Source organism: Sphingobium bisphenolivorans (genome assembly GCF_000412635.1).
In the GTDB taxonomy this organism is placed as follows: Bacteria; Pseudomonadota; Alphaproteobacteria; order Sphingomonadales; family Sphingomonadaceae; genus Sphingobium; species Sphingobium bisphenolivorans.
The window spans coordinates 19,272-41,335 of sequence record NZ_ASTG01000031.1; the positions used below are offsets into that span (position 1 = coordinate 19,272).

Consider the following 22,064-nt stretch of genomic DNA (forward strand, 5'->3'; position numbering starts at 1 on the left):
CCATGGCGGCCCCCGGTGAAATCCGACTTGCTGACAGCGGTCGGTCATCGGGGGCTTCGTACCCAGCGCGGCATTAATGAACTGTGTGATGGAGGACAACATGCCTCTCATGGATCGCCTGCGACAGTCCTTGGACGTTATCTTTCTCGCGGGTCTCTCATTTGGCCTCATGGCCGCAATCGCCGCCATGATCCTCGCCAAATTGCCGGGATGACGGTCGCTATTCAGGTCGTGCACGCCGCGTCATCGGCATCGACCGGACGCGCAATAATGAGGAAATTGACATGAAGAACGTGCTTCTGCCCATTCATGAGGATGCAGGCCAGGAGGCGCGCCTTCAGGTCGCGCTGGATCTGACCCGATCGATGGCTGGCCATCTGACGTGCCTTGACATCGTCCAAATTCCTCTGCTGGCCGGGACAGAATATTATCCTGATGCGGAATTGATGCTGCTGGCCCAGGCGCGCGGCCGCGAAGCTGCCAATGCGCAACATGTCAGAAAGCGCCTTGAGGTGGAGGATGTCGCCTGGAGCTGGATCGATCAAACGGGACATATCGCCTCCGTCATCGCTGATGCGGCCGCTCTCGCCGACGTGATCGTGCTCAACACATCGCTTGCTGACCGTATGGAACCCGAAATGCAGTCAGTCGTGTCGGACGTTGTGCTGAAAGCCGGCAAGCCGATCCTGGCGGTTCCTGAGACAAAACGAGGCATCGAGCTTCGCGGCCATGTGCTCGTCGCTTGGGACGGCTCGCGTCCCGCGGCCGAAGCCCTACGCGCAGCAACGCCACTCGTCCAGCAGGCAGTAGGTGTGACGATCGTGCAGATCGGCGCGATTACGGGTGATCCTGCCGAAGAAGCTGCATCCTATCTCTCCAGGCATGGCATTCACGCGCGTGTCGATCGTCTGGATGAGCTCGAAGGCGGCGTCGCGGGAACGTTGCTCATGATGCTGGAACAGCGCCAGCCCACTTATTGCGTAATGGGCGCTTATGGCCATTCCCGTTTGCGGGAGAGCCTGTTCGGCGGGGTCACGCGCCGCATGCTGGCAGAGGCGCCCGTTTCACTGTTCCTCGGCCACTGAACTGGATGGCTCCGAGTCCGTTCCGGTAGTTGGCAGCCGCAGCGCGCCGACTGCGCTGGCAACAGCTTCGTCGATGGAGCCTCCAGCGCTGATCTGCTGCCAGCCTCCGAGCATGCCAATGTCATATCTGGATTGGGTACGTGCCACCTCTGCATCGGCATCCGACGCATCAGGTGCGCGCGACTGGATGCGTGCCGTGCGTTGGCTCTCCTCGGCGGTCAACCAGATTCCATCGAACGCTACGCCAGCGGCGTGCGCCAAGCTCTCGGCGGCGGCGCGCTCCCCTTCATCTGCGAAGACGGCATCGACAATCACGGCGCTACCCTGCCGGATTGTGTCACCGGCTAATTCATTGAGCCGCAAATAAACCTGGCGGGAGGCGGCAGCCGAATAATGCTTGCGCGGCAGGTGGGCCTCTGGCGCCATGCCAGCCAACTGCTTGCGGATCACGTCGCTGCGCAGGATACGCGCGCCGGGCGCGCGGCCCAAAAGATGGCCGATATGACGCGCCAGAGTAGACTTGCCGGACCCCGATAGACCGCCAATGGCGATCAGGCGCGGCTGTACCGGGTCAAGGAGTGTCCGTGCGAAAGTCAAATACCCCCTCGCTTGCTCGGCGATCTGGAGATTTCTGCCGCATCTCAAGCTTTGCGCGGCAAGGACGTGCGCCCGTATAGCAGCGCGCACCGAGAGGAACAGGGGCAGGAGTTCGATCCCTGCCTCGTCAATGGCGGAATGGTCGAGATAGTGGTTAAGGACGATGTTTGCGCCATGCTGCAAACGCTTGTGCCACAGGTCCATGAGCAGGAAGGACAGGTCGTAGAGCACATCCACCTGTGCGAGTGCCTCGCTGAACTCCAGGCAATCGAAGGGCGTGGGTTCGCCATCGATCATGGCGATATTGCCCAGATGCAGATCGCCATGCCCCTGCCGGACCCTGCCTTCCCGCCCGCGTGCCTGAAGCAGCCCCTGTAGCCTGTCGCATAGCGACTGATGCCCTGAGGCAAGCAAGCCTGTCTCCTTTACGCCCAGTATATCGGCGACGGCAGCCATGCTGGCGGCATTATCCTCGATAACCTTCTTGAATGACGCGGCCGCGTCCATCCAGGTCACGATTTGGGCTTGCTGGTGGAACTGCTGAAGGCGTTCAGCTAGGCGCATCAGCACTGCGGCATCGAGATTGCCTGCCTCTGCCTGCTCGCTCAGAAGCGCGTCGTCGGCGAAACGGCGCATTTCCAGCACCCAATCGATAGGACGGCCCTCGCCACCGATCGACAGTTTGCCTTCGCTGTCGCGCGCGATCGGGTGAACAGCGATATAGAGCGTTGGCGCGGTCCGGCGATTTAGGGCGAACTCTGCCTCGAGGGCTGCCTTGCGTCGGTGCTGCGTCGTGAAGTCGAGATAGCCAAATCGGACGGCCTGCTTGAGCTTCCAGACGCGGTCGGCCGTCAGGAATATGCTGGCCGCGTGGGTGTCGATCCTTCGCGTGCCCGGTCCGCATATGCCATGCATGAAGGCGGCGACCTCTGACTGGGACTCGCTTGTCGGTATGGTAACGCTGGGCCTTGCCCTCATCGCATCAGCCCCTCTCAATAGGGATATTCATGGGGATGCCGTCGCACTTCCATCCTGGTCCGCCGTCATTTCCAGGCATCTTCCTCAAGCCGCGCGGTGATCCATGTTTTGAAAAAGCTGGGAAATCCAACGCCGGAGAACCGGCGCGCAGCCTTGATTTACCATTAGCATCATTTTCAATGAGCCGACATCGAACGGTAAAAAATATCTCATTTACTTTCGGAACATTGGGGAGCTTATCTTCAAATTGTGTTTCTCTTCAAAACTCAAAGTTAAGAAGAGGCGCTCGAACAATCGTAAGCTGAAGCGGATACGTTTCAGTAGGGGTGAGTCTATGCTGAGATGGATGACCGCTCCTCCGGTTCGATATGGCGCGGCCGTTTTTGCTGTCGCGATCGCATCGGCGGTGCGGATTGCTTTCGATCCCTGGCTCGGCGACCGCTCCGCCTACATGACTGACATCCTGGCGATCATGGCCGTCGCCCTATGGGTCGGTAGAGGACCCGCCATCATAGCGACATTGCTTGGCATTGTCGCAGGTTCTGCTTTTCTGCGCAAATCACTCGGCCAAAGCCCGGACATATTCGAAGTCGCCATGTTTGGTGCGACTGCCGCGGGCATCATCCTGATGAGCAGCCTTATCCGCAGGTCGAACCAGCGACTGGAGAAGGCTGAAAGGACAGCTGAGCAGCGCGGTGCTGCGAGCGAACGGTTAGCCGAAGAACTGAACCTTCTGATCGAGGGTGCCCAGGGGCTCGCCATATACATGCTTGATCCCGACGGCCGAGTAGCGATCTGGAACCGCGGGGCCGAGCGTCTCAAAGGGTGGAGTGAGAAGGAGATCCTCGGCAGGCACAGTTCGATCTTCTATCCTGCCGATGCCGTTGCTGCGGGCAAGCCTGAAGCCGACATCGTGAGGGCGTGCGATATGGGCAGGTTTGAGGAAGAGGATTGGCGGCTGCGCAAGGATGGCACGGAATTTCTTGCCTCCGTCAGTTGGACAGCCCTTTTCGAGGATGGCGAGCTTCGCGGATTTGCAAAGATCATTGCCGACATTACGCAAATGCGAGCCGCCGAAGACCAACTGCGCGCGCATGAAAGTCAGTTGACCGCGATCCTCTCGACCGTACCCGACGGGATGGTGGTGATCGATGAAAGCGGCAAGATGCTATCGTTTAGTGCCGCTGCCGAGGCGCTTTTCGGGTATAACGAAGCTGAGGTGCTGGGCAGTAATGTGCGCATGCTTATGCCTTCGCCCGATCGCGAACGCCATGACAACTACATCCAGCGTTACCTGGAAACCGGCGAGAAGCGGATCATCGGCAAAGGACGGGTTGTCCTGGGCCGCCGTAAGGACGGTTCGCTCTTTCCCATGGAGCTTTTCATCGGCGAGGCGACGCGTGGCAATGAGCGGATATTCACCGGATTCATCCGCGACCTTACGGAACGGCGGATGGTCGAGCAGCAGATGGCGACCTTGCAGGCCGAGCTCATCCACGTCGCCCGGGTGAGCGCGATGGGCACCATGGCTTCAACGCTTGCCCACGAACTCAACCAGCCGATCGCGGCCGTCACCAATTATGTCGAGGCGGTTCGGGACCAGATGTTGCAACCTGAAGAAGATGAGTGGCCAATGATGCGCGAAGCGCTCGGCGAGGCCGCCAAGGAGGCGCTCAGAGCCGGTCAGATCGTGCGGCGGCTTCGGGAATTTGTTTCGCGAGGCGAAGTCGAGAAAACCGTGGAAAATTTGCCAGACCTCGTCAACGAAGCTGCCTCGCTAGGGCTCGCCGGGACGCGAGAGATGGGAATTGAGGTGCATCTTGAGCTTGACCCCAACGCCTCGCCGGTACTGGTCGACAAGATTCAAATTCAGCAGGTGCTTATCAATCTCATCCGCAACGCATGTGAAGCCATGGGCGACAGCCCGGTGAAGAGGCTGACGATATCCAGCCACGCCGAGACGGAGGGCTATGTTCAGGTGACGGTGTCCGACACGGGCTGTGGCATTCCCGCAGGGGTCGCCAACCAGCTGTTTTCCGCGTTCGTGAGCACCAAGCCGACCGGGATGGGCCTTGGTCTTTCCATATGCCGCACGATCGTGGAGGTGAATGGCGGCAAGATATGGATGGATACCCGCGAGGGAAGGGGCACTGATTTCCATTTCACCCTTGTTCGAGCGCAGGCGGAGGAGGCTTATGACCGACAAGAAGCTTATTCACATCATTGATGACGAGGATTCCGTTCGCCGGTCAGTTGGCTACATGCTCAAGACGTCGGGCTATGGGGTCGAGCCCTGGAGTTCGGGCATCGGCTTTCTGAAGAGCGTTCCGTCGGCCGAAGAAGGCTGCATCCTCCTCGACATCCGCATGCCTGAGATCGACGGCCTGGAAGTGCAGCGCATATTGGCCGAACGCGGGGTCACGATGCCGATCATCATAATGACGGGGCATGGTGACGTTTCCGTCGCCGTGCAGGCGATGAAGGCCGGTGCGGTGGATTTTTTGGAAAAGCCGTTTGAGAAAGCTGTCTTGATCGACGCCATCGAGCGCGCTTTCGATCGTATCCATTCTGACCAGGATATGGTGGCGCGGGCGGCCCGTGCCGATATCATCATCGGCGCTCTCACGACGCGCGAACGCGAGGTTCTGGACGGGCTGGCGCAGGGTTTGCCCAACAAGACAATCGCTTATGATCTGGGCATCTCATCGCGGACGGTGGAGGTGCATCGGGCCAATCTGATGACGAAGCTGCACGTCCATAGCCTTTCAGACGCGCTTCGGATCGCCTTTGCGGCCGGGATGGGCACGAGGGCCTGACTGGGACCAATACGTAATGACCTGGCAGCCGCGGCGTGCCACCTTTCATGCATGTTGCTGAATCCTGCGGCGCAAGGCGCGAAGAGCATGGCCGATCCCGAGATCCCCATAGTGATTCTGGACGATGATCCGGGGGCAAGGCGATCCATGCAGTTGCTGTTGCAGGGCCGGGGCTTCCAGGTCCGCTCCTTTGCCACTCCTGAGCTGCTGATAGCCGATGTGAAGACCAATAATCCGGCATGTCTGGTGACGGATTACAGGATGACAGGCCATGATGGCCTCCAGGTGCTCGATGCGCTCCGCGCGGCGGGGTGGATGGGCAAGGCGATCCTCGTCACTGCCTTTGGCTCCCCGGAACTGATGCAGAAGGCCATTGCTCACGGCTTTGCAACTGTCCTCGACAAGCCCTGCAAGGAATCCGCGCTGGTCAACGCCGTGACTGAGGCGACAGCGCGCAACAAAGATCCATAGGGACGGCCATGATGGGTAATCGGGAAAAGGCCGAACGCTGTCGTTCTTCCGCTGCTTCCTTGGAGCTCCTGACGCCCCGGGAGCGGGAAGTGTTTGCGGCGGTGGCCAAAGGCCTAACCAATAGGCAGACGGGCGAATTGCTGGGGATCAGTCACAGGACTGTCGAGGTCTATCGCGCCAAATTGATGCGGAAGCTGAAAGTGGAATCCGTTGCCCAACTTGTTGCGCTTTATGTCCTCAAGGACTTTTCAGGTTCCAAAGCGCGAAGGCCTCTGCCTCACTGACGACCGAACTCAAGCTGAGCGATTGCGGCGAGCCAATTCGTATAATCCCCAATTTCGGTCCTCGCCGATTTCGCCATGATAGATTCGATCCAGGATGATGGCGACAGGCTGGAGAAGATCAATGGCTGTCGCGTTCCACCGTGCCCACATTGTCGGGGATTGACAGGATGACGCAGGCAACCCTTCGATCGACGACCCTAGCGACCGACGCACTCGTCGAGACTTTGAGACGACACGCGGAGCCATTACCATCCCCTGACAAGGCGGACGATTTCGGCGCCTGCTTCGACCGGTTCGGGGACGCCAGGATCGTCCTGCTGGGGGAGGCGACGCATGGAAGCTCGGAATTTTATCGGGCGCGTGCCGCGATCACCCGCCGTCTGATCGAACGGCACGGCTTTACGGTGGTAGCGGTGGAAGCGGATTGGCCCGATGCGGCGCGCATAGACGATTATGTCCGGCATCAGGCGCCGCGCCCTCGACGATGCGACGTGTTCGTGCGCTTCCCAACGTGGATGTGGCGCAACCATGAAGTGTTGGCCTTTGCCGATTGGCTGCGGCGGCATAATCAGGCTTTGTCGAAAGGGCGTCAGTCCTCGTTCCACGGCCTGGATGTCTATAGCCTCAGGGAATCCATCCATGCGGTGCTTGCCTATCTCGACAAGGCTGATCCCCAAGAAGCGGAGGAAGCCCGACGCCGCTATGGATGTCTGACGCCATGGCAGGATGAACCGGCCCATTATGGGCGGGCGATGATGCTTTCGGGCGGCAGCGGATGCGAGGATGGTGTGGTGACGCAGCTCCGCATGCTCCTTGATCAGCGGCTCGAACTACTGCAGCATGATGGGGAGGGATGGTTCGATGCCTATCAGAACGCGCGGATTGTCCGCGCGGCGGAGCGCTATTATCGCGCCATGTATCGCAGTTCGACCGAGAGCTGGAACCTGCGCGACAGGCACATGTTCGAAACGCTCCAGGCCCTGATGGCGCATCGCGGCGATGGGACGAAGGCAGTCATCTGGGCTCACAACAGCCATATCGGCAATGCAGCGGCCACCGCGATGGGCTGGCAGGGAGAATTCAACATCGGCCAGCTTTGTCGTCTCGCTTATGGCGACGACGCGGTGTCCATCGGCTTCGGGACCGACACCGGGCTGGTGGCGGCGGCGAGCGACTGGGGCGGCGCGATGGAGATCAAGTCCGTGCGTCCCGCTCGTCCCGACAGTTATGAACATGCCTTCCGGCGCACAGGCGTTGTCCGCAGCCTGACCGACTGGCGCGGGCGGGAGAAGGCGGACTTGAGAGATGCGCTCAGTCACCCGCGGCTGGAGCGAGCCATCGGCGTGGTCTACCGGCCCGGAACGGAACGGCTCAGCCACTATTTCGAGGCGGTGATGTCGGAGCAGTTCGACGCCTGGGTCTGGTTTGAGCAGACATCTGCGGTGAGCCCGTTGGGACCGGAAAGACCTATGGGCGCGCCAGAAACCTGGCCGTTTGGACTTTGACCATGACACAGCAACTTGTGAACCGACAGGATGTGCCCATCGGCAGGCATCACCTTCGGGGATTTCTGGATGTGCCGGAAAACGCGACGGGGTTGGTGATTTTCGCCCATGGCAGCGGGAGCGGCCGATATAGTCCGCGCAATCAATATGTAGCGGCAGGGCTGCATCGCTCGCGGTTAGCCACGCTGTTGGTCGATCTGCTGACCCCGCAGGAAGAGATGGACAGGCGCAACGTGTTCGACGTGCGCTTGCTTGCCCGGCGATTGCGGGAGGCAGCCGATTGGGCGGATACGGTGGAGCCGCTAGCGAAGCTGCCGCTCGGCTATTTCGGTGCAAGCACGGGCGCGGCCGCGGCGATCATTGCCGCATCAGCGCCCGACGACCGGTCGGCCGCCATCGTGTCGCGTGGCGGGAGGCCCGATCTCGCAGGGGCCGATGCGCTTGGCCGGGTTCGCGCGCCGACGCTCCTGATCGTCGGCAGCCTGGACCATGATGTGCTGGGACTCAATCATGATGCGAAGTCACTGATGATGGCACCGACAGAGCTGGTGGTTGTGCCGGGTGCCAGCCATTTGTTCGAGGAACCCGGAACGCTCGACCAGGTGATCGGTCTTGCGGAGCACTGGTTCCGCTCTCACCTCAAAGGGGAAACCCAATGAAGCTCAAGCCCATGCTGTTCCACGACCGGCGCGATGCCGGCATTCACCTGGCAAAGGCGCTGGCCCATCTGGCGCCCAGCCATCCCTTGATAGTCGCCCTCCCGCGCGGAGGCGTCCCCGTCGCCTTCGAGGTGGCACGCGCTCTGGAAGCTGACCTCGATCTGTTGTTCGTACGCAAACTCGGCGGGCCGGGCTATGAGGAACTGGGAATTGGTGCCGTCGCCGATGGCGCCGATCCGCAGTTGGTCCTCAACGAGGAAGTCGTGCGGCAGCTGGGGCCGACGCCGGAATATATCCGCGCCGAGATGCGCAGGCAGTTGGCGGAAATCGATCGGCGGCGTCACGTTTATCTCGGTGACCGCGTGCCCATTCCGGTGGCGGGCCGCACCGTCATCGTGGTGGATGACGGGATAGCGACGGGCGGCACGATCAAGGCTGCGCTCAAGGGGATGAGCAAGGCGCACCCCGCGCGGCTCATCCTGGCGGTGCCTGTAGCGCCTGCCGAGGTCATCGCAGCACTGCGGGAGGAGTGTGACGAGGTGATCTGCCTCTACGAGCCTTATCCTTTCTACGCGGTGGGCGCGCATTATGTCCTGTTCGATCAGACGAGCGACGAAGAAGTCGTGAGACTGCTAGAGACCGCCTACCGGGAGCGCAGTGGCCAGTCGGCTTGATGCTGTAGCACATGGGAGCATAGGTTCAGCCCAATTCGCGCTGCCATATCGCGTTAAGGAAGACCCACAGCCATTCGCTGCGGGCCATTCGCCAGGCCAGGATCAGGAGGATCAGCAAGACGGCCATCTTTGCGAACAAGATCCAGAGCCGTGTAATCTGACTATTTCTGTTCGTCATGCCGATCCGCCAAAGCTCTAGAGGATATGCGCTGTGGCTTAGGGTGTGGTCCGGCTGGCGACCACGGCTGAACCATCAGGCTTGATGTGAATAAGATGATAGGCTTTGTCCTCGCACTGTGCCCGCCAAGTCACAGCTGGCGGTGGAGCACCAGGCATGGGCCTGCTGTCGATGACCTGCTGGCAAGGCAGCCCAGCATCCCGGATGGCCCGAAAGAGGGCAGCGTCCCTAGCCTGTCTGGGCAGTTTGGCGATCTCGTTGGCATAGTTCATCCCCTGCTCAGCAGTGCGGGATGTGGAGGCTTTTTCCTCCTCGGCTGGTTTGCAGCCGCTCATAATTAGAAGGGCTGCCAATAAGGCCGATGTTCGCACCGCGCTTCTCCTGCTCGAGGGCATTGTGGAAGTTCTCCCATGCCGTGAGCCTGTCTTCCATTGGGACATCTACTTATTCCGATGGCATGGCTGCGCAGATAGCCTCATCCCATGAAAAGGATCGTCACCCTCACGATGAATCCGGCCATAGATGTTGCCTATGAGGCGGATCGGGTCTTTCACACCCGCAAGATCCGGGCGCGCCAGGAACATTATGACCCAGGCGGCGGCGGGATCAACGTGGCCCGGGTGATCGCGCGGTTGGGAGGCACGGCCCGAGCCTATTATCTGTCCGGCGGGGCAACCGGATGCGCGCTCGATGGATTGCTGGATCAACATGTGCTGGTCCGTAGCTGCATTCCCATCAAGGGCGACACGCGCGTCAGCACATCGATCTACGAGCGAGAGACCGGCAAGGAATTCCGCGTGGTGCCACGTGGACCAGAACTGACTGCCGAGGAATGGCAGGCGGCGCTTGGTCATCTGGAGAACGCGCGTTCGGACTTCCTGGTAGCGAGCGGATCGCTGCCGCCGGGTGTACCGGACGACTTCTACAGCCGCGTCCAGCAGCTTGCGCAGCGTCACGACACGCAGCTCATCCTCGATACCTCGGGCAACGCGCTGTGCGAAGCCGTAAGGGGCGGTGGTCTTTATCTGATCAAGCCGAGCATTGGTGAGTTGCGGCAGCTGGTCGATCGGGCTCTCAGCGAGGAGCAGGATATTGCGGCAGCCGCGCAGGAGATCGTCGATAGCGGCAAGTCGGAATTTGTGGCGGTAACGATGGGACGCGACGGCGCCATCCTGGCGAGCCGTGCAGGGACATGGCGACTGCCCGCGCTTGCAGTCGAGGCGAGGAGCACCGTAGGCGCAGGAGACAGCTTTCTGGCTGCAATGGTGTTCGCGCTCGGATGCGAGCGTGATCCGATCGAGGCGTTCCGCTACGGAGTTGCCGCGGGCGCGGCTGCTGTACTGACGCCGGGGACGGACCTGTGCCATCGCGATGATGTCGAGCGGCTGCTCGCCCTCGTGCCATCCCTTGTCCCGGCGTTCCCTGGCGGGTGAGAGGTCATTCGCTGACGGAACGCCAGCCCAGAGAAAAAGGATCAGTGCGATGAAGGCCAGCGACATCATGACTATGGGAGCGGCCACGACCACCGCTACCAGTTCCTTGGCAGCGGCGATCAAATGTATGTCCGATCACGGGATCAGCGCGCTCCCCGTCCTTGATGAGGATGGGCATCTGCAGGGCATCGTCACGGAAGGCGATTTCTTCCGGCAGGATCTTGGGCCATTTCGGCTTGATGCCTTGGTCGGGATCGGAGCCGAGGAACGAGCGCGTTCGTTGGGGTCCATGACGGTTGCCGAGATCATGTCGACGCAGCCGATCACAGTGGATGGAGGTGAATCGCTGGAGGAAGCGATTGCCATCATGGAAGGACGGGGGGTGAAGCGTTTGCCAGTCACATCCCACGGCAAGCTGGTCGGCCTGCTCAGCCGCGCCGACATTTTGCGCGCGTTGATAACGGACTAAGTGAAACCGTTCTCCTGAAGCGCACGGCAGATCAGTGGCGCCAGTTGAGCCTTGCTTGTGGGTCCATCGACACTGTCGCTGCTGGCGATTGGCGCGATGCCGTTCGCTTCCAGAACCGCTAGGTCGTCGGCGCTGGCGAGGCAGTGGGTGACGAGCGCTTCGACCGAAGTCGCGCCAGCGCCGTAAAGAACCCCGGCTGCCTCGACCAACGTGCGGCCGCTGGAGATCATGTCATCGACCAATATCGCGCGGCGTCCCTTCACCTGATCCACGTGGGGGATTGCAAGGCTTACCTGGCGGTCGCCGAGACGTTGCTTCGACGCGACGAGTGTTTCTAGGCCCAGAGGCGCAGCGATCGTCTCTGTCCACTGGCGGGATTCGCTGTCCGGACCGACGACGACGGGGCTATCCCGGGCGTCGACAAGCGTGGCCAGCACCGGCGCAGCGGACAGGCTTATCGTCGGGATGCCGGTGACAACTTCGTTCAAGGCGGAAATGCGATGGAGATGGGGGTCCACGGTCACCAGGCCGTCGAAATGTCCGGCGATCAAACCGCCAATCACCTTCTGGCTGACCGCTTCGCCTGCATGGAAGGCTCTGTCCTGGCGCATATAGGCGAGATAGGGCGCGACAAGGATGACGCGCTCCGCGCCTTGATCCCGCGCGGCTGACGCAGCAAGCAGCAGTTCGATAATTTTGCGGTCCGGGTCATCGAGCGAGCGGTAGAGTATGACGGTCCGAGCCGATGCCGGGACGCGGATCAGGCATTCCTTATCCGGAAAGCGGTGGGTTTTCACCTCATGAACTGACACGTTCAACACAGCGCCCAGTCTGCGTGCAGCAGCCATGCCGTCAAAAAAGCCCAGGACGGTCGTGCTCACGGCGTCACCTCATAGCCTGAATCTTCCGTCGCCAGGTCACGCGCAAAGCCAAGCCCGGTGCGGGATTGGGCGTGAATGCGATAGAGGGTCTGCCCTTTGCGGACCTCGGCACCAACCTTGTACAGAAGGTCGATCCCAGCCCCCTTGTCCATGGGCGCGCCGGCGAGGCGGGCGATGCGCGCTATTCTGTGGCAATCGATCGCGCTCACGCGTCCTTCACGAAGCGCGTGCACCTCATGGATATGCTCGCCCAGAGCAAATCTGCTTGCTTGCCGTCCCTGCGCCTCGATCAGCCGCTCCATGGCGACAAGCGCCTCCCCCGAAGCGAGCAATTCCATGGCCCGTGCATAGCCTCTGCCGCCGCGAAGCGCCGGGTCGAAGTCCAGCACGCGGCCCGCCAAAAACAGGGCATGATCGCGAAGATCCGCGGGCGCATCGGCATCGTTATGGAGGACTGCCATGACATCGCGCGCCTCCAGCACCGGTCCGACGCCGCGCCCAACCGGTTGCGATCCGTCCGTGATCACAATATCAATGACAAGGCTGATCTTGTCGGCGACATGTTCGAACAACTTGCGCAGTCGGACCGCATCGTCCTGCGTGCGGACCTTCGCTGTCGGGCCAACGGGTATGTCGAGCACCAGATGCGTGGAGCCTGCCGCGAGTTTCTTCGACAGGATGGATGCGACCATCTGGTCGAATGTGTCGATCCGCAACGGCCGTTCGACGGAGATCAGCACGTCGTCCGCCGGCGACAGGTTCACCCGGCCGCCCCAGGCGAGCACGGCCTTTTCCCGAGCGACGATGGCACGCATATCCTCTTCGCACAGATCGACATTGGCCAGCACTTCCATCGTGTCGGCTGTGCCGGAGGGCGAGGTGATCGCGCGGGACGAGGTCTTGGGCATGATCAGGCCATGCGCCGCCACGATGGGCACGACGATCATCGACGTGCGGTTGCCGGGAATTCCGCCAATGCAGTGCTTGTCGACGACGAGCGGGGCTTTCCAGTCGAAGCGGTTGCCGACATCGGCCATCGCGCGCGTGACGGCCAGCGTTTCCTGAGTACTCATGAAATTGGCGCAGGCGACCAGAAAGGCCCCGATTTCCATGGGTGAGTAGCGGTGTGCGGCAATGTCGCCGATGATGGCCGAAATCTCGTCATCCTGAAGCGTATCGCCGTCGATCTTGCGGCGAACAAATTCGAGGCTGGTCGGCGGCATCGCCTGCTCGATGGCAACTGGGGAGCCCTCGGGAAGGCCCAGCCGCCGGAAGGCCTGCTCGCCAAGGCCAATTTCCCCCGGCTTGAGCATTGCTGGTTCGTCTACCAGCGCCAGCGTGGCCAGAATCTCGGCAGCCTCGCCACTGATACGGATCTTGCGCAGGGCCTGAAACTGCTCAGCGGAATAGCCATTGCTTTCGCGCAAAAGGAAGGCGGTGTTTTCCGGATAGGTATCGATCGCGAGGCGCTTGATCGTCAACATGAGATGGCTATCCGCCTTGCGTTTCTTCTACCCCGCCAAGCTATCGGGGATGAGCGGTTGCGCGATACGTAATCGCCCGAATGCGGGAGCCGCTGCTTTTCCATCAGCTTCCATCGCCCATTTGCGGCGGCAGCGGCGTTCCATATAGTTCCTCCGCCACCCTTGCACTGATACTCGTGGCGCGGTTGCGCACCCGCTGCAGATTGTCTTCGACGAACGCGATGCTCGCACCCTCCACCACGTCTCCGATGTGCAGCGCCTCGCTCGACCGCATGGCGAAGGCACGGAACAGATAGGTGCCGGCAAGCTCGCGCAGCGCTTCGGTCTGGCCCTGGGCCTCCAGCCAGTCCGCCGACGCGCCGGAGGTCGTGATCGCGCAGAGATGACCCTTGCCGAGCGGCCCCTCGGCCGAGCTATCCTGAACCTGGCGCACCGTCGTTCCTGCTCCCAGCACGCGATCGATATAGCCGACCAGCATCGCTGGAGGCATTCCGAACCAGATCGGAAAGATGAACGTCACGACATTCGTATCGCGCAGAATGTCCAGTTCCGCGCGCACGTCAAGAGACGGAGAAAAGGGCTTTCGGCGCGGCCGTTCCTCGTTCTTCAGCACCGGATCGAAGTGCATGTCGTAGAGGTCGCGCAGGATCGCTTCCTGCCCGGCAGCTTGCACGGCCTGGCAATAGGCGCGGGCGATCGTGGCGTTGAAACTATTCGGATCAGGATGCGCGAGCACCACGGCGTGGCGAATGCGTGCGGGAGCGACGCTGCTCATGGGGTTCCTCCATCATCAGCTTAGCGGCGATGCCTCGCCTCCTCATATCCGTCGAGTATGCGCCGCATTTGGACGAGCGCATCGCGGCGTGCCCGCTCATTCCTGATCCGGCCGAGATGGTGTTTCAGATGGGTGATGAAATCGGCATAGTCATTCTGCCAATCCGGCCCGGCGAGCTGATCCATATCGACGCGGCCGGTCTGGGTTCTTCGGGCAGGAGTTCCTGGTTCCAGAGCATAGGTCTCGCCGATTTGTGGGGCAATGATGCTGGCGGCAGGATCATCGGCCTGGACCAGCTCTCGCAGGGATGCGACCGCTTCCCGCTCGCCATGGTCCAGGAACAGGCTGCCCGCTATGGGACGGCGAGCGGTGATCCAGTCGTGCAGTTCATCGCGGTCGGCATGGGCGGAGTAGCTGTCGATGCGCCGGATACGCGCACGAACATTGATGTCCTCGCCCGAAATGCGCACCCTCTGCGCGCCGTCCAGAAGAACCCGGCCCAGCGTGCCCTTCGCCTGGAAGCCGACGAACAGGACCGTCGAATCCCGGCGGAACAGATTATGCTTCAGATGATGGCGGATGCGGCCTGCTTCGCACATGCCGGAGGCCGCCATGATGATCGCCCCCGACATGGTGTTGAGCCGGACCGATTCCGCTACATCCTCGACATAATGGATCGAGGGGTGGCGGAAGATGTCCTTGCCCTCGGTATCCTCCAGTTCGGCAGCATGGGCCGCGAAAACCTTGGTCGCGCGGCTGGCAAGCGGCGAGTCCACGAAGATCGGAACATTGGGAATGCGATTGGCGTCGGCGAGGCGCGCCAGATCGAGCAGCAGCTCTTGCGTCCGCTCCAGTGCGAAGCTCGGGATGACGAGATTGCCGCCGCGCACCAGCGCATCCTTGATCTCGCTTTCCAGCTGGCTGCGCCGCTGCTCGATCGTGAATTTCTCGCGCGCCCGGTCGCCATAGGTGGCTTCGCAGACGATATGGTCTAGGCCCGATGGCGCCTGCGGATCAGCGTGGAAGGCCTTGTTCTCCGGGCCAAGGTCGCCGGAAAACAACATATGCACGCCTGCTGCCTCGATTTCGGCGGAAGCGGCGCCCAATATATGTCCGGCATTCCAGAAGCGGGCGCGGAAGCCGGGCGCCGGATCGAACCATTCCGATAGCCCGACGGGCCGACTGAGGCGCCATGCCCGCAACGCATCCTCTTCGGTGTACAGCGGCTCGAAACGGTTCTCGCCGGCACGGTCGCGCCGACGGTTGCGGCGGTCCGCTTCGCTTTCCTGGATGCGCCCGGCATCGGCCAGCATATATTCCAGCAGGTCAGACGTGGCAGGGGTGCACCATATCGGTCCTTCAAAGCCCTGCGCCGCCAGCTTGGGTAGCAGCCCGCAATGGTCGATATGGGCGTGGGTCAGCACGACCGCTTCGATTTTGCCCGGATCGAAGCTGAACGCGCCATGGTTCAGCGTCTCCAGCGTGCGCGATCCCTGGAACAGGCCGCAGTCGATGAGGATGGCGCGATCGCCCTGACGCAATTCCATGCACGAACCCGTGACTGTACCTGCCGAGCCGTGAAATGTCAGAGTGGGTGACGACCTCTCCAATGGGCTTCTCCTTTCTTCCCCTCGCATCTTCTGAGTAGATCATAACACGCGCGGGCTGTCCGTACTTATCCTGATACGGCGCATTTCCTTCATCCGTAAAATCCCTAATGTCGAAGGGGACAGAGCGCGAGCAAAGTGGCGCCATGGCGACCGAAACCCAGCCCATGCCCGTGCCCCCCAAGGATGACGCGATCGTCTGGTTCGACGCGCTGGGGCGCGCTGACGTGCCACGCGTGGGCGGCAAGAATGCTTCGCTCGGTGAGATGGTGGCGGTGCTTGGCGAGGCAGGCGTCGAAGTGCCGACGGGCTTTGCGACCACGGCATGGGCCTACTGGGCGCTGGTTGACCATAACCGGATCGGGGATCGGCTGGCAGCGATCATCACCGAATATCGCGAAGGAGCGATTCCGTTGCACGAGGCGGGTGAATCGGCACGGCGCCTGTTTCTCGACGCCGAGATGCCGGCGCATATCTCCAATCCCCTGTTGGCGGCTTATCGAGATTTGTCGCGCAGGGCGGGAAAGCGAGAAGTGGCGGTTGCAGTGCGGTCGAGCGCAACCGCGGAAGATTTGCCTGACGCAAGTTTCGCCGGACAGCAGGAGAGTTTTCTTAACGTCGTGGGCGAGCGGGCCCTGCTCGACGCATGCCGGCGCTGCTTCGCCTCGCTCTTCACCGACCGGGCGATCGCCTATCGCGAGGCCAAGGGTTTCGATCATCTGCGCGTTGCGCTGTCGATTGGCATACAGATCATGGTGCGGTCGGACCTGGCTGGGTCAGGCGTTATGTTCTCGATAGACACGGAGACGGGCTTTCCCCGCGTGGCGGTCATCAGCGCTGCCTGGGGCCTTGGCGAGACGGTGGTCCAGGGACGCGTCGATCCCGACAGCTATCTAGTGTTCAAGCCCTTTCTGTCGGACGCGCGGTTGAAGCCGATCGTCGAGAAGCGGCTCGGTGCCAAGGCGCAGAAGCTGATTTACGCGTCCGGCGGCAGTGCGCGCACCGAATTGGTCGAATGTAGCCGGTACGAACGCGAGCACCTTGTCCTCGAAGATGAGGAGATATTAGAACTGGCGCGCTGGGCCGTTCTGATCGAGCGGCATTATGGCTGCCCCATGGACATGGAATGGGCGAAGGATGGGGAGAGCGGCAAGCTCTTCATCGTGCAGGCGCGTCCAGAAACCGTGCATGGCGCGCGATCAGCAACCGCGATGAAAAGCTGGCGACTGACAGGGAAGGTGCCAAAGCCGATCGCCACCGGCGCAGCGGTGGGCGATGCGATCGCTTGCGGAACGGCGTGCATCATTCGAAACACCGACGACATTGCAAACTTCGTCGACGGCGCAATCCTCGTCACCGACAACACAGACCCTGACTGGGTGCCGATCATGCGAAGAGCCGCTGGCATCATCACCGATCACGGCGGCCCGACCAGTCATGCGGCCATCGTCAGCCGGGAACTAGGCGTGCCGGCCGTCATCGGCACGGGAGACGCTACCCGCACCATTGCCCCAGGACAGGAAATCACGCTTTCCTGCGCCGAAGGAGACCGGGGCCACATTTACCCGGGCCAGCTGCCATTTGCGGTTGAGGAAGTGGACACCGCCAGCCTGCCGACAACGCGCACGCAGCTGATGCTGAACGTCGCCAGCCCGGCCAGCGCGTTCCGCTGGTGGCGGCTACCCTCGCGAGGGGTGGGACTGGCGCGTATGGAATTCATCATCGGCAACCTCATCCGCGTGCATCCAGTGGCGCTTGCCCATCCCGATCAGGTCGAGGATGCTGCGGAACGGCGGGAAATCGAAATTCTCACTCGCGGCTACGAACATCCGAGGGATTATTTCATTCAGACATTGGGCCGCGGCATCGCGAAGATCGCCGCCGCACACCATCCCTACCCGGTGATCGTCCGTCTTTCGGACTTCAAGACCAACGAATATGCTCATCTGCTTGGGGGCGCTGCGTTCGAGCCGCATGAGGAAAATCCCATGCTCGGCTTCCGGGGGGCCTCGCGTTACTATCATGAACGGTATCGGGACGGGTTCGCGCTCGAATGCCGAGCCATCAGGTTCGTGCGCGAAATCATCGGCTTCGAAAATGTCATTGTCATGATACCATTTTGCCGGACCCTCGCCGAAGCGGACAAGGTCGCCACCGAAATGTCGCGACATGGGCTGATGCGTGGCGAGAAAGGGCTGCAACTCTACATGATGGCGGAGATCCCGGCCAATGTCGTGCTGGCCGAGCAATTTGCGGCGCGCTTCGACGGGTTTTCGATCGGTTCCAACGACCTGACGCAGCTCATCCTTGGTGTCGACCGAGATTCCGATCTGCTGGCGCCACTGTTCGATGAGCGCGATCCGGCGGTGACGAAGATGATCGGCGATCTGATTGCTCGGGCCCGGAAGGCGGGCGTCAAGGTCGGTATATGCGGCCAGGCGCCCAGCAACTATCCCGATTTCGCCGAATTTCTCGTGCGCGAGGGCATCGACAGCATCTCCCTCAATCCCGACAGTTTCGTAACCACGCTGAAGACCGTCGCCGACGCGGAAGCAAAGGCTTCCATGCCTGCGTAAGCTGGGGTGCAAGCGAGGAGTTGGCGCTGCCTGACCACGGCGTTATACCAGAATTCAGATGGGAAAAAAGCGGGGTGAGGGTGGGCAGCCAGCTTGATCATGTCGGTCTCTCCGCTTCACAGGCGCGCGAGCGGCTGGCCGAGGGGGGAGCCAACGAACTGCCCCGCCCGAACCGGCGGACGCCTTTGCGGATCACGCTGGAAGTGTTGCGCGAGCCCATGTTCGCTATGCTGCTGGCGGCGGGGGTCATCTATCTGCTGCTCGGCGACAGGACCGAGGCGCTTATCCTGGTGGGCTTTGCCGGCTTGTCCATCCTCATCACGATCGTGCAGGAGGCGCGTACGGAGCGCACGCTGGAGGCGTTGCGGGACCTGTCTGCGCCGCGCGCGCTGGTGATACGCGATGGTGAAACCGTCCGCATCCCAGGCCGCGAAGTGGTGATTGGCGATATCTTGGTGCTGGAAGCGGGGGACCGCGTCGCGGCAGATGCGCTGCTGATTGAGGCGCAGGAACTGGAGGCGGACGAATCCCTGCTGACCGGGGAAGCGGTTCCAGTCCGAAAGCGCGCAGCGCTGGCAAGCGATCCGGAACAGGCGGAACCGGGCGGTGACGATACACCCCATCTCTTTTCGGGCGCCGTCATCACGCGCGGCAGCGGCATTGCGCGGGTGAGCGCCACCGGCCGGCGCAGCCGTATCGGTCAGATCGGGCGGTTTCTCGAGACATTGGAGACAGAAGCGCCGCACCTCCAGAAGGAAACCGCCCGGATGGTCAGCCTCTGCGCGGGCGGCGGCGTGGCTATCGCGCTGCTGGTGGTCCTGCTTTATGGCTGGCTGCGCGGCGACTGGATGGCTGCGCTGCTCGCCGGCATCGCCACCGCCATGTCGTTATTGCCTGAAGAATTCCCGGTGGTTCTCACGATCTTCCTGGCGGTGGGCGCATGGCGCATCGCGCAGGTGGGGGTGCTAACCCGGCGCGCGTCCGCCATAGAGGCTCTGGGCGCCGCAACGGTCCTGTGCACGGACAAGACCGGGACGCTGACCCAGAACCGGATGACGGTAACCGAGCTTTGGCTCCCGTCAGGCGCCGTGACAAACCTGGAAGACAGATTGCCGCGGCCTGAGTTTCGTGAGTTGATCGGCGCGGCGGCGCTGGCGAGCGCCCCGGTCCCGGTCGATCCTATGGAGGTTGCGTTCCACAGCATTGCGAAGGATATCCGGGTTCCCGCGCGCGCGGACTGGGAGCTGGTTCACACATATGGTCTCCGGCCGGACCTGCTCGCGATGTCCAATGTATGGCGGTCGGCGGAAATGGGGGAGCCGCTGACTGTGGCCGCCAAAGGGGCTCCGGAAGCGATAGCACGCCTGTGCCGGCTGGATGGGGAAGCTCGGCAGGCGCTAGAGCAAGCCGTCGAGGCGATGGCGGCGCGGGGGATCCGCGTCCTGGGGGTAGCCTCTGCGCAGACGGTCGATGATGATCTGCACAAGGGGCATGACGTGCATGACTTCGCTCTTCTAGGACTGGTCGGCCTGTCCGATCCGCTGCGGGCAGGAGTTCCCGAGGCGATCGCCCAATGCGGCTCAGCCGGAATCCGGGTCGTCATGATTACCGGTGATTATCCCGTCACCGCCCAGGCGATCGCGGCGAAGGCGGGGATCGGGTCGGGCGGCATCCTGACGGGCGATGAAGTGCGGGCCCTCTCCGACGCTGAACTCTGCGCGCGCGTGAAGGATGTGGCGATATTCGCCCGCACCATGCCCGAACAGAAGCTGCGGATTGTGTCAGCGCTCAAGGCTGCGGGCGAAGTGGTTGCAATGACAGGCGACGGGGTCAATGACGCGCCGGCGCTTAAGGCGGCCCATATTGGCATCGCCATGGGCAAGCGCGGCACCGATGTGGCGCGGGAGGCAGCGGCCATTGTCCTGGTGGAGGATGATTTCGGCGCCATCGTCGTGGCCATTCGCCTCGGCCGTCGCATCTATGACAATATCCGCAAGGCTATCGGTTTCATCTTCGCCGTGCATGTGCCAATCGCGGGGCTTGCCGTTTCCCCGCTGTTGCTGGGGCTGCCGCTGGTGCTGGGACCAATTCAGATTGCCCTGCTTGAAATGATTATCGATCCGGTGTGCGCTCTCGTCTTCGAGGCCGAGAGGGAGGAGAGCAGGATCATGCGCAGACCGCCTCGTGATCCGGCCGAGCGCTTGTTTTCCATTCGGCTGATACTCCCCAGCGTCATTTACGGCGGTATTGCCTTTGCCCTTCTCTGTGCCCTTCAAGTCGCAGGCACCTACTGGGGCTTTTCTCCTGATCGTGTGAGGGCGCTCGTTTTCGTCTCGCTGGTTGGCTCAATCATGGCGCTTGCTCTCGTCACTCGCTCGTTCAGCGCATCTCTTGGCCGGGCCGTCTGGAGGCACAATCTTACGCTACGCTACGTCGGGACAGCTGTTGTCATAGGCTGTTTCTCGATATTGGCGTTCGCACCTCTGAGGGACCTGCTCGGGTTCGCACCGCTCGCCTCGACCGATCTGCCATTTCTGCTACTGACTCCCGCAATCACCCTGCTGTTGTGCGAGCTCGTCAAAGGATATGGCTTAGGGGCCTCACGTTTGGGAGAGGCCAGACGCGCGGCTGTTTCAGTCAAAAGATAAGCGAAGGCGCCGGAGACCCGCCTCAGGTGCAGAGTTGGGGTGTTGATCGGCCGAGTTGCAGACCGCTTGACCCCCTCAACTGCCCTTTGACGATATTGATCAGTTTCCCAATCAGGTTGCGGGAACATGCGCGAAAGAGATTAATTCTCAGGGTTGCCGGGATGGAACAGGGGAAACCGGGCAGGTCATTGGCGAGAAGCCTTGCAAGAGCCGAGAATTATGCCCCTACAGCTCTTATTATGGATTGCAGCATCTTGGTTGCTCGTCTTCCCGGCCGATAAGGCGAAGGACAGTGGTGAACGTCCCCGGGTTGCTGTCGTACAGGTAAAATGTGCAGGCGAACGCCATTTCCTCCTGCGCATCCAACCGCAACGTGTGAAAGTTGTTGTTGACCGCCGGAGCTTTGAACTCCGCCGCCAACCCTCGTCACTCGGCTACTACCGCAGCGGAGATACGACACTGATCATATACGGCGATTTCGTTGCTTTTGTGTCTCGAGGGAACTTCGGTTGGCAGAATTGCCACATTGAGCGCCCTCGGGATCATCTTCGCCGCATGGTTAGATGATGCCGGAGGTGGAGCGGCTTCTCGCCTTCGGCCGCGTGGCTTTGGCGAAATGACGCGAGTCGCGCATCGGCACCCGGTGCCGGGCTAGGGAGGATAGGTGATTGGAGGAGCCGGTAAGTGGAATACGGTTCAAGTCCGCTACCTCACTGCGGCAGGCAATCTGAACTGGCGCGGCATCCCACTCCGGCTACCGATAGAAGATCATGCTGCTTTTGACAGTTGCTCAATAACCTCAAGATCCAGACAGCTCTCGCCAGGCGCCACCCTAACCGTAGACCCATCCGGCACCTCGCCGCGCAGGATCAGGTCCGCCAGCGGGTCCTGCAGGTGACGCTGCACCGCGCGCTTGAGCGGCCGTGCGCCATAGACCGGGTCAT

18 protein-coding genes are annotated in these 22,064 nt (G+C 61.6%); 12 read left to right on the forward strand and 6 right to left on the reverse strand.

Annotated features, from left to right (window positions below; translation table 11 throughout):
- Positions 1 to 284 precede the first annotated feature (284 nt).
- Positions 285 to 1,085 (forward strand): universal stress protein, encoded by an 801-nt coding sequence (locus L858_RS0117920; protein WP_022684470.1) that lies wholly within the window; start codon positions 285 to 287, stop codon positions 1,083 to 1,085.
- Here the strand turns inward: L858_RS0117920 and L858_RS20590 are convergent.
- Positions 1,065 to 2,660, reverse strand: coding sequence for a bifunctional aminoglycoside phosphotransferase/ATP-binding protein (locus L858_RS20590; protein WP_051132679.1), 1,596 nt, complete (start codon positions 2,658 to 2,660; stop codon positions 1,065 to 1,067). The genes L858_RS0117920 and L858_RS20590 overlap by 21 nt on opposite strands.
- A 247-nt stretch (positions 2,661 to 2,907) precedes the next feature.
- Here L858_RS20590 and L858_RS20595 point away from each other — a divergent pair, with 247 nt between their 5' ends.
- The 9 genes from L858_RS20595 to L858_RS20605 all read left to right on the forward strand — a co-directional run bounded on the left by L858_RS20595 (position 2,908) and on the right by L858_RS20605 (position 11,149).
- Positions 2,908 to 4,887 carry a PAS domain S-box protein gene (locus L858_RS20595; RefSeq protein WP_338010746.1) on the forward strand — a complete coding sequence of 660 codons (1,980 nt, stop codon included), beginning with the start codon at positions 2,908 to 2,910 and terminating at the stop codon, positions 4,885 to 4,887.
- Positions 4,856 to 5,476, forward strand: a complete 621-nt coding sequence (locus L858_RS0117935; protein WP_022684473.1) for a response regulator transcription factor — start codon at positions 4,856 to 4,858, stop codon at positions 5,474 to 5,476. Before L858_RS20595 ends, L858_RS0117935 begins: the two co-directional genes overlap by 32 nt.
- Before the next feature lie 87 nt (positions 5,477 to 5,563).
- Entirely contained in the window at positions 5,564 to 5,947 is a 384-nt protein-coding gene (locus tag L858_RS0117940) for a response regulator transcription factor (RefSeq protein ID WP_028056267.1), read from the forward strand.
- 8 nt (positions 5,948 to 5,955) lie between these two features.
- Positions 5,956 to 6,231 (forward strand): response regulator transcription factor, encoded by a 276-nt coding sequence (locus L858_RS0117945; RefSeq protein ID WP_028056268.1) that lies wholly within the window; start codon positions 5,956 to 5,958, stop codon positions 6,229 to 6,231.
- Positions 6,232 to 6,398: 167 nt separating this feature from the next.
- A complete protein-coding gene (locus L858_RS0117950) occupies positions 6,399 to 7,736 on the forward strand; it encodes an erythromycin esterase family protein (RefSeq protein WP_022684474.1) in 1,338 nt (445 codons plus the stop codon).
- 2 nt (positions 7,737 to 7,738) lie between these two features.
- A complete protein-coding gene (locus tag L858_RS0117955; protein WP_028056269.1) occupies positions 7,739 to 8,395 on the forward strand; it encodes a dienelactone hydrolase family protein in 657 nt (218 codons plus the stop codon).
- A complete protein-coding gene (locus L858_RS0117960; RefSeq protein WP_022684476.1) occupies positions 8,392 to 9,069 on the forward strand; it encodes a phosphoribosyltransferase in 678 nt (225 codons plus the stop codon). Before L858_RS0117955 ends, L858_RS0117960 begins: the two co-directional genes overlap by 4 nt.
- A gap of 660 nt (positions 9,070 to 9,729) precedes the next feature.
- Positions 9,730 to 10,680 carry a 1-phosphofructokinase family hexose kinase gene (locus L858_RS0117975; RefSeq protein WP_022684479.1) on the forward strand — a complete coding sequence of 317 codons (951 nt, stop codon included), beginning with the start codon at positions 9,730 to 9,732 and terminating at the stop codon, positions 10,678 to 10,680.
- A gap of 49 nt (positions 10,681 to 10,729) precedes the next feature.
- Complete coding sequence (locus tag L858_RS20605; RefSeq protein WP_022684480.1) at positions 10,730 to 11,149, forward strand: CBS domain-containing protein; 420 nt, start codon at positions 10,730 to 10,732, stop codon at positions 11,147 to 11,149.
- On the opposite strand, the gene L858_RS0117985 is transcribed toward L858_RS20605, so the two are convergent.
- The 4 genes from L858_RS0117985 to L858_RS0118000 all read right to left on the reverse strand — a co-directional run bounded on the left by L858_RS0117985 (position 11,146) and on the right by L858_RS0118000 (position 15,836).
- On the reverse strand, positions 11,146 to 12,030 hold the full coding sequence (locus tag L858_RS0117985) for a ribose-phosphate diphosphokinase (protein WP_022684481.1): 885 nt from the start codon (positions 12,028 to 12,030) through the stop codon (positions 11,146 to 11,148). The two genes, L858_RS20605 and L858_RS0117985, sit on opposite strands and share 4 nt — an antisense overlap.
- A complete protein-coding gene (locus tag L858_RS0117990; protein WP_022684482.1) occupies positions 12,027 to 13,514 on the reverse strand; it encodes a thymidine phosphorylase family protein in 1,488 nt (495 codons plus the stop codon). Before L858_RS0117990 ends, L858_RS0117985 begins: the two co-directional genes overlap by 4 nt.
- A gap of 103 nt (positions 13,515 to 13,617) precedes the next feature.
- Positions 13,618 to 14,289, reverse strand: coding sequence for an NAD(P)H-dependent oxidoreductase (locus L858_RS20610; RefSeq protein WP_022684483.1), 672 nt, complete (start codon positions 14,287 to 14,289; stop codon positions 13,618 to 13,620).
- A 20-nt stretch (positions 14,290 to 14,309) separates the two neighbouring features.
- On the reverse strand, positions 14,310 to 15,836 hold the full coding sequence (locus L858_RS0118000) for an MBL fold metallo-hydrolase (RefSeq protein ID WP_081643394.1): 1,527 nt from the start codon (positions 15,834 to 15,836) through the stop codon (positions 14,310 to 14,312).
- A gap of 206 nt (positions 15,837 to 16,042) precedes the next feature.
- On the opposite strand from L858_RS0118000, the gene ppsA reads away from it, so the two are divergent.
- Positions 16,043 to 18,472: a phosphoenolpyruvate synthase gene (gene ppsA / locus L858_RS0118005; protein ID WP_022684484.1), complete on the forward strand. Its 2,430-nt coding sequence runs from the start codon at positions 16,043 to 16,045 to the stop codon at positions 18,470 to 18,472.
- Positions 18,473 to 18,546: 74 nt separating this feature from the next.
- Positions 18,547 to 21,120, forward strand: coding sequence for a cation-translocating P-type ATPase (locus L858_RS20615; RefSeq protein WP_051132682.1), 2,574 nt, complete (start codon positions 18,547 to 18,549; stop codon positions 21,118 to 21,120).
- A gap of 768 nt (positions 21,121 to 21,888) precedes the next feature.
- On the opposite strand, the gene L858_RS21425 is transcribed toward L858_RS20615, so the two are convergent.
- A partial coding sequence (locus L858_RS21425) for a hypothetical protein (RefSeq protein ID WP_152639872.1) occupies positions 21,889 to 22,064 on the reverse strand: 176 nt, incomplete at its 5' end.